Annotated in this window: 15 protein-coding genes and 2 tRNA genes; 11 read left to right on the top strand and 6 right to left on the bottom strand. The window is 68.6% G+C overall.

Annotated features, from left to right (window positions below; genetic code table 11):
• Position 1: 1 nt before the first annotated feature.
• Positions 2-400, top strand: coding sequence for an acyl-CoA thioesterase (locus A5771_RS01135; protein ID WP_428844374.1), 399 nt, complete (start codon positions 2-4; stop codon positions 398-400).
• Between the two features lie 7 nt (positions 401-407).
• On the opposite strand, the gene A5771_RS01130 is transcribed toward A5771_RS01135, so the two are convergent.
• Both A5771_RS01130 and A5771_RS01125 read right to left on the bottom strand, forming a co-directional pair.
• Positions 408-1967: a glycoside hydrolase family 13 protein gene (locus A5771_RS01130; RefSeq protein ID WP_064853364.1), complete on the bottom strand. Its 1560-nt coding sequence runs from the start codon at positions 1965-1967 to the stop codon at positions 408-410.
• On the bottom strand, positions 1967-2365 hold the full coding sequence (locus A5771_RS01125; RefSeq protein WP_064853430.1) for a globin: 399 nt from the start codon (positions 2363-2365) through the stop codon (positions 1967-1969). Before A5771_RS01125 ends, A5771_RS01130 begins: the two co-directional genes overlap by 1 nt.
• Positions 2366-2511: 146 nt before the next feature.
• Here A5771_RS01125 and A5771_RS01120 point away from each other — a divergent pair, with 146 nt between their 5' ends.
• On the top strand, positions 2512-3153 hold the full coding sequence (locus A5771_RS01120) for an HNH endonuclease (RefSeq protein ID WP_064853363.1): 642 nt from the start codon (positions 2512-2514) through the stop codon (positions 3151-3153).
• Position 3154: 1 nt separating this feature from the next.
• Here A5771_RS01120 and A5771_RS01115 read toward each other — a convergent pair whose 3' ends face one another.
• The gene (locus A5771_RS01115) at positions 3155-4078 is read right to left on the bottom strand and encodes a carbon-nitrogen hydrolase family protein (protein ID WP_064853429.1); all 924 of its coding nucleotides are present in this window, start codon (positions 4076-4078) and stop codon (positions 3155-3157) included.
• Between the two features lie 92 nt (positions 4079-4170).
• Between A5771_RS01115 and ctaJ the strand changes: the two genes are divergently transcribed.
• The 3 genes from ctaJ to A5771_RS01100 are packed head-to-tail and all read left to right on the top strand — an operon-like array spanning position 4171 to position 5646.
• Positions 4171-4404 (top strand): aa3-type cytochrome oxidase subunit CtaJ, encoded by a 234-nt coding sequence (gene ctaJ, locus A5771_RS01110; protein WP_064853362.1) that lies wholly within the window; start codon positions 4171-4173, stop codon positions 4402-4404.
• Positions 4391-4858 carry a DUF5130 family protein gene (locus A5771_RS01105; protein WP_064853361.1) on the top strand — a complete coding sequence of 156 codons (468 nt, stop codon included), beginning with the start codon at positions 4391-4393 and terminating at the stop codon, positions 4856-4858. Before ctaJ ends, A5771_RS01105 begins: the two co-directional genes overlap by 14 nt.
• 23 nt (positions 4859-4881) lie before the next feature.
• Positions 4882-5646 carry a hypothetical protein gene (locus A5771_RS01100; RefSeq protein WP_234782888.1) on the top strand — a complete coding sequence of 255 codons (765 nt, stop codon included), beginning with the start codon at positions 4882-4884 and terminating at the stop codon, positions 5644-5646.
• Positions 5647-5670: 24 nt separating this feature from the next.
• On the opposite strand, the gene pepN is transcribed toward A5771_RS01100, so the two are convergent.
• Complete coding sequence (gene pepN / locus A5771_RS01095) at positions 5671-8229, bottom strand: aminopeptidase N (RefSeq protein ID WP_064853427.1); 2559 nt, start codon at positions 8227-8229, stop codon at positions 5671-5673.
• A gap of 100 nt (positions 8230-8329) precedes the next feature.
• Between pepN and A5771_RS01090 the strand changes: the two genes are divergently transcribed.
• Genes A5771_RS01090 through A5771_RS01075 form a run of 4 tightly spaced genes read left to right on the top strand, consistent with a single transcriptional unit; the run spans position 8330 to position 10614 of the window.
• Positions 8330-8596, top strand: a complete 267-nt coding sequence (locus tag A5771_RS01090) for a hypothetical protein (RefSeq protein WP_064853360.1) — start codon at positions 8330-8332, stop codon at positions 8594-8596.
• A 60-nt stretch (positions 8597-8656) separates the two neighbouring features.
• Positions 8657-9268: a DsbA family protein gene (locus A5771_RS01085; RefSeq protein WP_064853359.1), complete on the top strand. Its 612-nt coding sequence runs from the start codon at positions 8657-8659 to the stop codon at positions 9266-9268.
• Between the two features lie 46 nt (positions 9269-9314).
• Entirely contained in the window at positions 9315-9794 is a 480-nt protein-coding gene (locus A5771_RS01080; RefSeq protein WP_064853426.1) for a ribose-5-phosphate isomerase, read from the top strand.
• Between the two features lie 19 nt (positions 9795-9813).
• Positions 9814-10614: an Fpg/Nei family DNA glycosylase gene (locus A5771_RS01075; protein ID WP_064853358.1), complete on the top strand. Its 801-nt coding sequence runs from the start codon at positions 9814-9816 to the stop codon at positions 10612-10614.
• On the opposite strand, the gene A5771_RS01070 is transcribed toward A5771_RS01075, so the two are convergent.
• Positions 10611-11834: a serine hydrolase domain-containing protein gene (locus A5771_RS01070; protein ID WP_064853357.1), complete on the bottom strand. Its 1224-nt coding sequence runs from the start codon at positions 11832-11834 to the stop codon at positions 10611-10613. The genes A5771_RS01075 and A5771_RS01070 overlap by 4 nt on opposite strands.
• 36 nt (positions 11835-11870) lie before the next feature.
• Positions 11871-11941, bottom strand: a tRNA-Gly gene (locus tag A5771_RS01065).
• A 110-nt stretch (positions 11942-12051) separates the two neighbouring features.
• Here A5771_RS01065 and A5771_RS01060 point away from each other — a divergent pair.
• Both A5771_RS01060 and tig read left to right on the top strand, forming a co-directional pair.
• Positions 12052-12128, top strand: a tRNA-Pro gene (locus A5771_RS01060).
• Positions 12129-12183: 55 nt separating this feature from the next.
• The coding region (tig, locus tag A5771_RS01055; protein WP_064853356.1) for a trigger factor at positions 12184-13403 on the top strand (1220 nt) is incomplete at its 3' end.

Genomic DNA, 13403 nt, shown 5'->3' with positions numbered 1-13403 from the left:
CATCGCGTCGATTCCGGTGCGCTGGTCGGACATCGACATGTATCAGCACATCAACCACGCGACCATGGTCACCATCCTCGAAGAAGCGCGGGTGCCGTTCCTGTCACCGGCGTTCGCGGTCGACATCACCAGTGTCGGCCTGCTGATCGCCGAGGTCCGGGTCGCCTACAAAGGGCAACTGCGGCTGACGGATTCGCCGCTGCAGGTGACGATGTGGATCTCGCGGCTGCGCACCGTCGACTTCACCATCGGCTACGAGGTGCGCTCGGTCAGTGCCGCACCCGATGCGAAGCCGGCGGTGATCGCCGAAACCCAGCTGGCCGCGTTCAGCATCGACGAGCAGAAGCTGGTGCGGTTGTCACCCGAGCACCGGGAGTATCTGCGGAAGTATCTCCGGTGAGTGCCGGTCAGACCAGCCACGCCGCGGTGTCGGGCGGCAGGACACCGTCGGCCGCCGGTGCGCTGGCCAAGATCAGCTGACCCTCCGGCCGCGCCACTGGTTGGTCGCCGGCGTTGAGCGCGCACACCAGCCCGCCGCACCGGAACATCACCACCCCGTCCGGCGCGGGCAGCCATTCGACCCGGGCATCCAAACCGACGTGCGCGCTACGTAATTTGATCGCTCGCCGGTAGAGCGCCAGGGTCGAGCCGGCGTCACCGGCTTGACGTTCGACGGTCAGCGGCGCCCACTGCGCCGGCATCGGCAACCAGGTGTCGGTCCGCTCGGAGAACCCGAACGCCGGCACGTCGCCCGACCACGGCATCGGCACCCGACAGCCGTCCCGGCCGCGTTTGGTGTGTCCGGAGCGCTCCCACACCGGATCCTGCAGCGCCGCATCGGGCAACTCGACTTCCGGCAGCCCCAACTCCTGGCCGTTGTAGACGAACACCGCCCCGGGCAGCGCGAGCAGCACCAGCGCCATCGCCCGGGCCCGCGCCAGCCCGGCCGCCCCGCCGCCGTAGCGGGTGACCGACCGCTGCACGTCATGGTTCTCCAGCGCCCAGGTAGCGGTGCCGTCCACCGATGCGACCGCGGCCAGGGAGTTCTCTATCGCGTCACGGATCCCGGCCGCGTCGAAGTCGGCCTGGAGCAGCCGGAAATTGAAGGCCAGGTGCAGTTCGTCCGGACGCAGGTATTCGGCGAACAGGTCGTTGTCGTGCACCCAGACCTCGCCGACGGACACCGCGCCCGGATAGTCGTCGAAGACGGCGCGAATCGCACGGTGGATCGCATGGACGCCGGGCTGGTTGAACCGTGGGTCGTCGTCGCGGTGCGCCAGCAGTTCCACGTCGGTGACGGGCATGTCGGGCAGTCCGGGCGGCTTGGCCATGCCATGGGAGACATCGATCCGGAAGCCGTCCACGCCGCGGTCCAGCCAGAACCGCAGGGTCTGCTCGAAATCGCCCCTCACCTCCGGGTTGTCCCAATTCAGATCCGGTTGGGTGGGGTCGAACAGGTGCAGGTACCACTGGCCGGGGCCATCGGGTCCGGTGACCCGGGTCCATGCCGGCCCGCCGAACACCGACACCCAGTTGTTGGGCGCCAGCTCCCCGTTCGGCCCCCGGCCGTCCCGGAAGAAGTAGCGTGCCCGTGCGCGACTGCCCGGTGCGGACGCCAGCGCCTCGACGAACCACGGGTGCGCCGAACTGGTGTGGTTGGGCACCAAATCCATGGTCAGCTTGATCCCACGTTCGTGGGCGGCGGTCACCAGCCGGTCCAGCGCCGCCAGGTCGCCGAAGAGCGGATCGATGTCGCGCGGATCCGCCACGTCGTAGCCGTGGTCCGCCATCGGCGACACCGTCACCGGGTTCAGCCAGATCGCGTCGATCCCCAGAGCCTGCAGGTAGTCCAGGTGGGCGATCACCCCGTCCAGGTCGCCGATCCCGTCACCGTTGCTGTCGGCGAAGGAGCGCGGGTAGGCCTGGTAGAACACACTGCTGGCCCACCACGGGTTCTCGGCGCCCATCAGATCGGTGCGTTGACCAGGAAGTCGGCCACTGAGTGCAGGTAGTGCAACAGTTCGGCGCGATGTTCGTCTCCGAGGGTCTCGGAGTCGATCTCGTCGACCGCGGTGACCATGCAGCGCAGCCAGGCGTCGCGCTGCAGCGGGCCGATGCGATAGGGGATGTGGCGCATCCGCAGCCGCGGGTGGCCGCGGCGGTCGGTGTAGGTGCGCGGCCCGCCCCAGTACTGCTCGAGGAACATCCGCAGGCGTTCCTCGGCGCCGTCCATGTCGTCGGCGGGGTACATCGGGCGCAGGATCGCGTCCTGGGCGACTAGTTGATAAAACCGCGAGACGATGGCGTGGAAGGTTTCCGCACCGCCGACGGCGTCATAAAACGAGGGCTCTTCGATCGGCTGCATCGCCCACCATTGTGGGGCATCGACGATTCCTGCCGAGAACATGCCGAGAACACACAGGAAATAGGCGTGCGACCAGCGCCGAATCATGGTGAACTGTTCGGCGGAGGATTTATGGTGCAGCACAAAAACCGCCCCCGAAGCCGGATATGAAACGCCGGGGCCACCGCCGACCCGGTGCCCCCACGGCGAGCCTTTCCGGGCTTGCCGCTGCCCCCTGCCTGCACTCGGTCGCCACTTCCGGTCCGGTCCCCGGGTCTGATGCCGCGTCGATCTGGACCCGCCGGCGGGTGTTGCTGCTGAACTCCACCTTCGAGCCGTTGACGGCGCTTCCGCTGCGGCGCGCCATCGTCATGCTGATCTGCGGGAAGGCCGACGTGGTGCACGACGACCCGGCCGGCCCGGTCATCCATTCGGCGACCCGCTCGGTGCCGGTGCCGTCGGTGATCCGGCTGCGGTCGTATGTCCGGGTGCCCTACCGTGCCCGCATTCCGTTGACCCGCGCCGCGCTGATGCACCGTGACCGGCACAGCTGTGCCTACTGCGGCGGCAAGGCCGACACCGTTGATCACGTGGTGCCGCGCAGTCGCGGCGGCGACCACTCCTGGGAGAACTGTGTGGCCGCCTGTTCGGCCTGCAATCACCGCAAGGCGGACCGGTTGCTCACCGAGCTCGGGTGGACGCTGCGGCTGGTGCCGACGTCGCCGAAGGGTCAGCATTGGCGCCTGCTGGCGGTGATCAACGACCTCGATCCGGTGTGGATGCGCTACCTCGGTGAAGGCGCCGCCTGAGCTATCCGGCCTGGACTACATGGCGCTCGTACCAGCGCCGCCCATGCCAGCGTTGGTAGTGCCACACCGCGGTGGGCAGCGTCCCTCGGGGATGCAGCCAGAAACCGGCCGGCGGTTCGAGCCGGGGGGGTTGGCGCTGCAGCGTGATGTCGCCGAGTACCACCCCTTCGCCTTCCTCGGCGCGCCGTTCGGCGACGACGATGCCGTCCGCTGCGGCGATCAGGGTGGCGCCTTCGAAGTGTCCGCGATAGGTCATCGGCACCCAGGGCATGGCGCAGGACAGCGCACCGGCATGGGCGGCGTGCACCACCGGCGCACCGACGTACCGGGCGAACGAGGCCGCCGCGTGCCGGGCGGTGCGGGCGTTATTGCGTTCCAAGCGGTCGAAGAGCGCGTGCGGTCGCCACCGCGGAATCGACCACCAACCCGAGCCCGTCATCACCAGGTCCACCCGGCCGCGCAGCCGGCGCACGGTCTGGGTGCGCATCAGCTCCCAGCACACCGCCGCCCCCACCGGGTGATCGGCCGCATCGAGCACGCCGTCGTCGTCGCCGCCGGTATAGAAGGAGTTCTCCCACATCGTCGGCAGGTCCTTGTCGTGGCGGCCCACCACGCCGTCGGGATCGGCGAGCAGGTAGGCGTTGCGGACGTGTCCGTCGGCGTCGCGGCACAGGAAGGATCCGCCGACCAGCGCTCGGTGCCGGTGGGCCAGGGCGGTGAGCAACTCGGTGGCCGCACCGTCGGGGGGCAGTGCAGCGGTGGCCAAGGAGGGCTCGAAACCGATCCCCGTGGTGAAGAACTCCGGAAGCGCGATGATCGCGGCGCCGGCTCGCCCCGCCTCGTCGGCCAGCCGTTCACAGGCCGCGAGGTTGGTGGGAATATCGCCGAGCACCGCTTCCAACTGAACTGCCGCTGCCAAAACCATGCCGCCGAACATAGTCGGCCGGGATCGCCGGCGTAGTCGCCTCGGGCCGGGTTCCCGCACCGGTCAATCGGCGGTGGGATACGGTCTACGGCGTGAGCGTGTTGTCATTCCTCGGCTACTTCGTCGGCATTCCGGTAGTGCTGGTCTTGCTGTTGTCAGCGCGGATCTGGATGCAAAAGGGCCCGCGTGCGGCCGTCTACCAGATGTCGGACAGTTGGACGCATCCACCGATCCTGTGGGCGGCGACCGATGAGGTCGTCGGTGGCGGGCACGGTCACGGCAAGTCCGAGTTCAGCGTGGGGGGTGCAGCCAGTGGCAACTGGTGAGGTCGCGACGATCGATCCGGCGGATCTGCCGTACGGCTCGGCGATCACCTACAGCGGTCGGATCTCCGGGGTCACCGAGCCCGGCGAGGCGTCGCTGCACTATCCGTTCCCGGTCAAGGGGCTGGTGGCCCTCGATGACGCTCTGACCTACGCGTCGCGGGCCTCGCGTGCCCGGTTCGCCGTCTACATCGGCGACCTGGGGTCAGACACCGCCGCGCGGGCCGGCGAGATCCTGGCAAAGGTGCCCACCCCCAATGACGCGGTGCTGGTCGCGGTCTCGCCGGACCAGCGGGCCATCGAGGTGGTCTACGGCGCCGGCGTGGGTGCGCGCATCGCCCCGGCGGCGGCTCCCCAAGGTGTGGCCGCCGCCGCCGCGGCGTTCACCGACGGCGACCTGATCGGCGGCCTGGTCAGCGCGGTGCAGGTGCTCAGCGCCGGCATCCCCCCGGCCTAGTCGCTGTCGTCTCGGTCGCAAGCGTGCCCGGCTCAGGTCGCGCTGTCGCGGTCACCGCGTCCCCGGCGCATCGCAGCTGGCTGGCCAACCTCGACCGGCGCGGGGTCGCCCCCCGGGACGTGGCCGACATCGTCCGTCAGCGGCGGATCACCCGCGACAGCTTTCGGGCTCTCGACGCGATGGAGCAGATCACCGACCCCGACGGTAAGAGCTTTTTCGTGATTCCCCGGGGTGCCGGCGCCAAGCAAGCCCGCCACGCGACACTGCTGACCTACATCCTCAACGCCGGCACCGGCTACGGCCGGACCGGCAGCGGCAACGACTTTCCCGAAACACCGTACGGCGCCACCGAGGTGGGGCGGATCGTCGCGCGGCAGCACGCGAATCGCTGGAGCTACGAGGCTGTTTGGGGTATCGGCAACACCGGCGGTTGCCTGGTCACCACCCCCAATGGCGTACTGATGGGCTTGGGGGGTAACCGGTTTCACGCCCAGCTCAGCCGACGAGCCGGCACCATGTGGGGCGACCTGTTCATGGTCAACGTCACGCGGATCTCCGACCCGGCTCACCAGCTGCGTGACATCGTCGAATCCGGACGGATCTCGAGCGGTGGGCCCGATCTGGACAGGGTGCTGCATCACGAGGAGATTCACGCCCAGCAGTGGGCCGCCCTGGGCCCGATCCAGATGCCCGCACGCTATCTCGCCGAAGAGGCCAAGGCCCGGATCCTTCGCGGCATCAACAGTTTTGAGGCCGACGCCGGATTGTCCGACGGGGGATACCGGTAAGCCCGCTGTTCAAGCGGCGTCTGTTCAGGCGCTATCGAACGTGCGTGCCCGCAGCGACCGCTCCACCCCGGCCCGGCCCTCCAGGACCAACCGCCGCAGCGCCGAGGGCACCGTGGGATCGGCTAGGAACGTATCGGCGGCGTCCAGCCCGGCCTGGCTGACGTCCCATCCCGGGTACAGACCGACCACCACCGTCTGCGCCACCTCGCTGGAGCGCCGTTCCCAGACACCGGGGATCGCGGCGAAGTACTTCTCGGTGAACGGTGCCAACAGGTCGCCCTGCCCGGGCTGGACGATCCCGGCGATGATCGCCCGGCCGGTGATGTTGGCCAGGGTGTCGTCCTCGATCACCTGCTGCCACGCCGCCTGTTTGACTGCTGCTTGCGGTCGCGCCGCCGCGGCCTGGGCGCCCTGGCGCTGGCCGGCCGCGGTGGGGTCGCGTCGAACCTCGGCGTCGATCGCCTCGGCATTGAGCACGCCGCTGCGGGCCAGGGCCACCACGACCCGCCAGCGCAGATCGGTGTCGACCGCCAGACCGGCCAACCCCTGATCCGCCGGGTCGGCGTCGAGCAGCGCGGCCAGTACCGCGGCGTGCCGCTCGGACAGCACCGACGTGCACAGTGCGTTGAGGTAGGCCAGCTGGTGATCGGAGCCGCCTTCGGCAGCGCGGGCCAATTCCAGCAGCCGGTCGGCGAAGGCCGGCCAGCCGTGCTGTGCGGCCCAGCCGGGGTCGGCGTAGAACCCCAGCGCGGTCTGCGCCTGCAGCAGCAGCCGCGAGGCGACCCCGACCTCGGTTTCGGCCTGAATACCGCCTTGCACCAGTGCCAGGAAATCCCGGGCGCGCAGCTCGGCCTCCCGGGTCATCTCCCAAGCCGCCGACCACACCAGCGTGCGCGGCAACGGATCGGCGATATCGGCGATGCGTTCCAGGGCGGTCGCCAGCGACTCCTCATCCAGTCGCAGGGCGCAATAGGTCAGGTCGTCGTCGTTGACCAGGATCAGCTTGCCGCGCGAAACCCCTTCCAGCGCCGGCACGGCCGTCGCCGGACCCTCGATGTCGAGTTCTTCGCGGTGGGTGCGCACCAGGCGCCCGGTGCCGTCCTCGTCGTAGATACCGATGGCCAGCCGGTGCACCCGGGTCTCGCCTTCGCCCGGGGCGGCGCCGTCCTGGGTGACGGCGAACCGGGTGAACTTCCCGGCATCGTCGAGATCGAAGTTGGCGCGCAGGGTGTTCAGCCCGGTGGTCTTGAGCCACTGGCGACCCCAGTCGGACAGGTCACGCCCGGATGCCTTCTCCAGTGCGGCCAACAGGTCGTCGAAGGTGGCGTTGCCGAAGGCGTGTGCGGCGAAATAATCGCGCAGCCCGGCCAGGAAGTGTTCCAGCCCTACATAAGCCACCAGCTGTTTGAGCACGGATGCGCCCTTGGCGTAGGTGATCCCATCGAAGTTGACTTCGACGGCGGCCAGATCCGGGATGTCGGCGGCGATCGGATGCGTCGACGGCAGTTGGTCCTGGCGGTAGGCCCACGACTTCTCCGCGTTGGCGAATGTGGTCCAGGCGTTGGTGTATTCGGTCGCCTCGCTCTGACACAGCACGGAGGCGAAGGTCGCGAAGGATTCGTTGAGCCACAGGTCATCCCACCAACGCATGGTGACCAGGTCGCCGAACCACATGTGCGCCATCTCGTGCAGGATGGTCTCGGCGCGCCGCTCGTAGGACGCCCGGGTCACCTTGCTGCGAAAGACGTAATCCTCCAGGAACGTTACGGCCCCGGCGTTCTCCATCGCCCCGGCGTTGAACTCCGGGACGAACAGCTGGTCGTACTTGCCGAACGCATACGGCGTGCCGAAGTTGCGGTGGTAGAAGCCGAATCCCTGCTTGGTCTCGGTGAACAGGCGCTCGGCGTCCATGTGCGGTGCCAGCGAGGCCCGGCAGAACAGGCCCAGCGGGATCTCGCCGTGCTCGTCGCGGTAGACGTCGTCCCATTTGGCGTACGGTCCGGCGATCAGCGCCACCAGGTAGGTGCTCAGCTTGCGCGTGGTCGCGAACGTGTGCACCCCCGACTCGACCGCGACCGTGGCGCCGTTGGATACCACCTGCCAGTGCTCCGGTGCGGTGACGGTGATGTCGAAGGTCGCCTTGAGGTCCGGCTGATCGAAACAGGCGAACATCCGCTTGGCGTCGGCGGTCTCGAATTGGGAGTACAGGTACACCTCGTCGTCGACCGGGTCGACGAAGCGGTGCAGACCCTCACCGGTGTTCGAGTAGTAGCAGTCGGCGTCGATCTCGACGACGTTGTGCGTGTCCAGGCCGGGCAGGGTGATGCCGGTCGACTCGTCGTAGGCCGAGATGTCGAGCGCGCGGCCGTTGAGGGTGGCGCTGCGGACGGTCTCGGCGGCTAGGTCGATGACCGTTTCTGCGCCGGGCAGGGCGTCGAAGGTGACGGTGGTGGTGGAGCGGAAGGTGCGCTCGCCCGGCCTGCCGTTGCCGTCGGTCAAATCGAGCGTGATCCGGTAGTTGCCGACAGTGACCGCAGCGGCGCGTTCGGCGGCCTGGTCGCGGGTGAGGTTGGGAAGTGCCACGCCCGCCAACAGTAGCGGCTGCGCGCCACTCGACGCCCCCGAGCTGCCGTTCACGGTAGAGTTTTGACCGTAGGGGAATCTCGGCGAAGGACGGTCTGCGATGAGCGCACAGGATGAAGAGCCGCGCCAGGAACCGGTCGAGGGCGAGGCTCCCAGGACCGAGAAACCCGAGCCCACCCCGGAGCAGATCGAGGAAGCCAAGAAGCAGCTTGGCACCGAGGATCATCGGCCGACCGCCGTCATGCCGGGTACCGGCGGGACGGTCAGCGGAACCGCGGTCAGCGATTGGCTCGATGACGAAGGCAACCCCAAATACGATGACCGCTCGGCGGAGAACTCGGGCAGCGACAGCGGCAACGGAGAGTAAAACGTCAACACGGTGGCCATGGCTGTGCAGGGCGATCGCCCTTCCGAGAGAGGACCGTGCATGTCAACCAAGTCGAAAGTCGAGTTCTGGTTCGACCCGCTGTGCCCCTGGGCCTGGATCACCTCGCGGTGGGTCCTGGAGGTCGAGAAGATTCGCGATATCGATGTGACCTTCCACGTGATGAGTCTGGCCGTCCTCAACGAGGGCCGCGACGATCTCTCCGACGAGTACCGCGAGGGCTTGACGAAGGCGATGGGCCCGGTGCGGGTGGCGATCGCCGCCGAGCAGCAGCGTGGCAACGAAGTCCTGCGCCCGCTGTACACCGCGATGGGAACCCGGATCCACAACCAGAACAACAAAGACTTCCCTGACGTCATCACCGGTGCGCTCGCCGAGGTGGGCCTGCCGGCCGAACTGGCCGACGCCGCCACCACCGACAGCTACGACGAAGCGCTGCGCAAGAGCCACCACGCCGGGATGGACGCCGTCGGCAAGAACGTCGGCACCCCGACCATCCACGTCAACGGGGTGGCGTTCTTCGGACCGGTGCTCTCCCGCATCCCGCGTGGCGAGCAGGCCGGTGCGCTGTGGGACGCGTCGGTGACGTTCGCGTCCTACCCGCATTTCTGGGAGCTCAAGCGCACCCGCGCTGAGGGGCCCGAATTCGACTGATACCGGCGTGAGCTGGGAGCGGGTCGGGTCTGAGACAATGACCGCCATGCGCGTCTACCTCGGCTGCGACCACGCCGGTTACGAACTCAAAGAGCAGATCGTCGAGCACCTGAAGCAGGCCGGGCACGAGCCGGTCGACTGCGGGGCCTACGGCTACGACGCCGAGGACGACTACCCGGCATTCTGCATCGCCGCGGCGACGCGCACGGTGGCCGACCCGGACAGCCTGGGCATCGTGATCGGCGGATCCGGCAACGGGGAACAGATCGCCGCCAACAAGGTGCCCGGGGCGCGGTGTGCGTTGGCGTGGAGCACCGAAACCGCGCAGTTGGCGCGGGAGCACAACAATGCCCAGCTGATCGGCATCGGCGGCCGGATGCACTCCACTGCTGAAGCGCTCGCGATCGTCGACGCATTCCTTAGCACGCCGTGGTCGGAAGCCGAACGCCACCAGCGCCGCATCGACATCCTGTCGGCCTACGAACGCACTCACGAGGCGCCGCCGGTGCCCGGCGCCCCGGCCTGACCCACGGCGACGGTCCGGCATGCCCGAGGGGCACATCCTGCACCGGCTGGCGCGGCTGCATCAGCGCCGCTTCGCCGGCGCCCCGGTGGCGGTGTCGAGTCCGCAGGGCCGGTTCGAATCCGGCGCCGCAGCCGTCAACGGCCGGCCGCTGACCCGCGCCGAGGCCTGGGGCAAGCACTTGTTCCACCATTACGCCGGCGGCCCGATCGTGCGCGTCCACTTGGGCATCTACGGCCACTTCACCGAATTCCGCCTCGCCGACGGCGTGCCGGCACCGGTCGGCCAGGTCCGGATGCGCATGATCGGCGCCGAATACGGCACCGACCTGCGCGGCCCGGCCGCCTGTGAGGTGATCGACGAGGCGCAGGCCGCCGACGTGATCGCGCGACTCGGGCCGGACCCGCTGCGCGGCGACGCCGACCCGGCGCTGGCCTTCAAGCGAATCGCCAAGTCCCGCAGGGCTATCGCCGCGCTCTTGATGGACCAGTCGGTGCTCGCAGGGGTCGGTAACGTCTACCGCAGCGAAGTGCTGTTCCGGCATCAGATCGACCCGTACCGGCCCGGCACCGAGATCGGCGAAGCGGAATTCGCCGCGGTCTGGGCGGATCTGGTGGCGTTGATGAAGGTTGGACTGCGCCGCGGCAACATCGTCGTGGTCCGGCCGGAGGACGATCACGGCGCACCCGCATATGCGACCGGCAAGCCGCGCACCTACGTCTACCGCCGGGCCGGCGATCCGTGCCGGCTGTGTGCAACCGCGGTGCGCACCGCGGAACTGGAGGGGCGCAACGTGTTCTGGTGCCCGTCCTGCCAGACCTAGTCGTCGTAGACGGTTTCCCGCCTCGGCCGGATGGGCACGCCGAGCGCCCGGTAGATCTCGTTGGACAGCACCACGCTGCGCGGGTCGGCGTTGGCCTGGGTGTGGTCGAACCGGTTCATCACGTAGCCGTAGCCGATCCGGTGCTCCAGGTCGACGAACGCGAACGAGCCGCCCAGGCCGCCGTGACCGAAGATCCGCCGGTTGGGTCCGTTGACCCCCTGGGCGTTGAGCATGTAGCCCAGGCCCCAGCCGTGCTCGGCGACCCGCGGCCCGAGCACCAGGTCGGTTTCGGTGCCGCCCTGCAACACCCGAAGCCGGTCCATGGCGGGACGGCTGAGTAGCTTTTCCTGTACCAGCGCGTTGTAGAACGTAGCCATGCCCAGCGCCGAGACCTGGGCGTTGGTGCCGGGAAACTCCAGCTGCCGCCACAGCGTCAGGTCGTTGGTGGCGATCTCGTCGTCGGGGGCGAACCCCATCGCGACGGCCAGTCCCGCCTTGGAATGGTTGTCCAAGGAGGTCGGACGTTTCGGTGCACCGGCCGAGGCCAGCATCTCCCGGATCGTCGGTTTGCCCACCGGGTCGGCGCAGCGGTAGGGCTGCTGGTCGGCCGGCACACCGATGTGCACCTCGGCGCCGAGCGGACCGGCGACCTCACTGTGCAGATACTGGCCCACCGTCATACCGGTCACTCGGCGGACGACCTCGCCGATGATGAAGCCGTAGGTCGTCATGTGGTAGCCCTGGGAGGTGCCCGGCCGCCACCACGGTTCGGCGGCGGCCAGCCGTTCGCAGACCAGGTCCCAGTCGGTGACGTCGCGCCAGTGCATCGGTTCGCGCGGCCCGATCACCCCGGAGCGGTGGGCCAGCACCATGGCCAGCGAGATGTCCTGCTTACCGGCCCGGCCGAACGCCGGCCAGTAGTGCGCCACCGGGGCGCGCAGATCCAGTTCGCCGGCTTCGGCGAGCCGGTGCACGCAGGTGCTGGTCAGTCCCTTGGTGCCGGACAGCACGGTGCTCAGCGTGTCTTCCCGCCAGGGATGTAGGCCCTCGACGTCGGTCGACCCGGCCCACAGGTTGACGACGAGCTCGCCATCTACGTACGCCGCGACCGCGGCCCCGAGCTCCTCGCGCAGGGTGAAATTGCGCTCGAACTCATACCGCACCCGTTCGAAGCGCGGCGAGCACGACCCGTGAATCTGGACGTGCCGTGTGCCGCCCATAGGCGTGCCTTCCTGCCAGGGAAAATCCCCGTATCGAGCGGGCGACGGGAATCGAACCCGCGTAGCTAGTTTGGAAGACTAGGGCTCTACCATTGAGCTACGCCCGCAATATTCAGGGCAGACTGTACCGGCGTTGTCGACTCCAATCCAATTGGCACCCCCGGTGCGGGCGGCTGTGTTGCCGCGCGCGCCGGGCCGTAGGATCGCCTGGTCAGTGCGGGGTGTAGCGCAGCTTGGTAGCGCATCCGCTTTGGGAGCGGAAGGCCGCAGGTTCAAATCCTGTCACCCCGACCAGCAGCGCGCGCCGCACTGGCACGACTGACCGTCAACGATATCGAGGAGTACGCCCGTGAAGAGCACCGTCGAGCAGCTGACCCCGACCCGGGTTCGCATCAACGTGGAGGTGCCGTTCACCGAGTTGCAGCCGGACTTCGACCGGACCTACAAGCAGCTGGCCCAGCAGGTGCGGATGCCGGGCTTCCGGCCGGGCAAGGCGCCGGCCAAGCTCATCGAGGCCCGCTTCGGCCGCGCCGCGGTGCTGCAGCAGGTGGTCAACGAGGCGCTGCCCAGTCGCTACAGCGAGGCGGTGACCAGCTCGGACCTCAAGCCCCTCGGTCAGCCCGACATCGAGGTCACCAAGCTTGACGATGGTGACCAGATCACCTTCACCGCTGAGGTCGACGTGCGCCCGGAGATCGCGCTGCCCGACCTCGAGCAGCTCAAGATCAGCGTGGACCCGATCGAGGTCGGCGACGTCGAGGTGGACGCCGAGCTGGAGTCGCTGCGCGCCCGGTTCGGCACGCTGACCGGCGTCGACCGGCCGGCCGCCGAGGGCGACTTCGTCTCGATCGACCTGGACGCCACCATCGACGGGGAAGCCGTTGAGGGGGCCAGCACCGAGGGGCTGTCGCACCAGGTCGGATCGGGTCAGCTCATCGAGGGACTCGACGACGCCATCGTGGGGCTCTCGGCCGGTGAGAGCAAGGCCTTCACCACCACCCTGGCCGCCGGCCCGCAGGCCGGCAAGGAAGCCGAGGTGACCGTGACGGTCCAGTCGGTCAAGGAACGCGAGTTGCCCGAGGCCGACGACGAGTTCGCTCAATTGGCCAGCGAATTCGACACCATCGTCGAGCTGCGGGAGAGCCTCACCGAGCAGGTAGCCCGGACCAAGCGCATCCAGCAGGCCGAGAAGATCCGAGAGGCGACGCTGGAGACGCTGGTCGATCAGGTGGAGATGCCGCTGCCCGAGGCCGTGGTGCAGGCGCACGTCGACAACGCCCTGCACAATGCCCTGCACGGTCTCGACCACGACGAGAACAAGTTCGCCGAGGCGCTGGCCGACAAGGGGTCCTCGCGGGCCGAGTTCGACGCCGAGACCCGCACCGAGGCCGAGAAGTCGGTCAAGACGCAGCTGCTGCTCGACGCGCTCGGGGACCAGCTGGAGATCCAGGTCGGCCAGAACGACCTCACCCAGCACCTGGTGCTGATGGCGCGTCAGTACGGTATCGCCCCCCAGCAGCTGATGCAGTTCCTGCAGCAGAACAACCAGCTGCCCGCGGTCTTCGCCGA

Source organism: Mycolicibacter sinensis (genome assembly GCF_001667375.1).
Lineage (GTDB): Bacteria > Actinomycetota > Actinomycetes > Mycobacteriales > Mycobacteriaceae > Mycobacterium > Mycobacterium sinense_A.
The sequence above is the reverse complement of the archived record's forward strand: the minus strand, read 5'-3'. Positions and strand labels throughout refer to the sequence as shown.

What these genes read in the sequence shown, in the direction of transcription:
- A5771_RS01130 (WP_064853364.1), bottom strand. Translation starts at nt 1,967, where the DNA reads ATGGGCGCCGAGAACCCGTGGTGGGCCAGCAGTGTGTTCTACCAGGCC.
- A5771_RS01125 (WP_064853430.1), bottom strand. Translation starts at nt 2,365, where the DNA reads ATGCAGCCGATCGAAGAGCCCTCGTTTTATGACGCCGTCGGCGGTGCG.
- A5771_RS01120 (WP_064853363.1), top strand. Translation starts at nt 2,512, where the DNA reads ATGAAACGCCGGGGCCACCGCCGACCCGGTGCCCCCACGGCGAGCCTT.
- A5771_RS01115 (WP_064853429.1), bottom strand. Translation starts at nt 4,078, where the DNA reads ATGGTTTTGGCAGCGGCAGTTCAGTTGGAAGCGGTGCTCGGCGATATT.
- A5771_RS01090 (WP_064853360.1), top strand. Translation starts at nt 8,330, where the DNA reads ATGAGCGCACAGGATGAAGAGCCGCGCCAGGAACCGGTCGAGGGCGAG.
- A5771_RS01085 (WP_064853359.1), top strand. Translation starts at nt 8,657, where the DNA reads ATGTCAACCAAGTCGAAAGTCGAGTTCTGGTTCGACCCGCTGTGCCCC.
- A5771_RS01080 (WP_064853426.1), top strand. Translation starts at nt 9,315, where the DNA reads ATGCGCGTCTACCTCGGCTGCGACCACGCCGGTTACGAACTCAAAGAG.
- A5771_RS01075 (WP_064853358.1), top strand. Translation starts at nt 9,814, where the DNA reads ATGCCCGAGGGGCACATCCTGCACCGGCTGGCGCGGCTGCATCAGCGC.
- A5771_RS01070 (WP_064853357.1), bottom strand. Translation starts at nt 11,834, where the DNA reads ATGGGCGGCACACGGCACGTCCAGATTCACGGGTCGTGCTCGCCGCGC.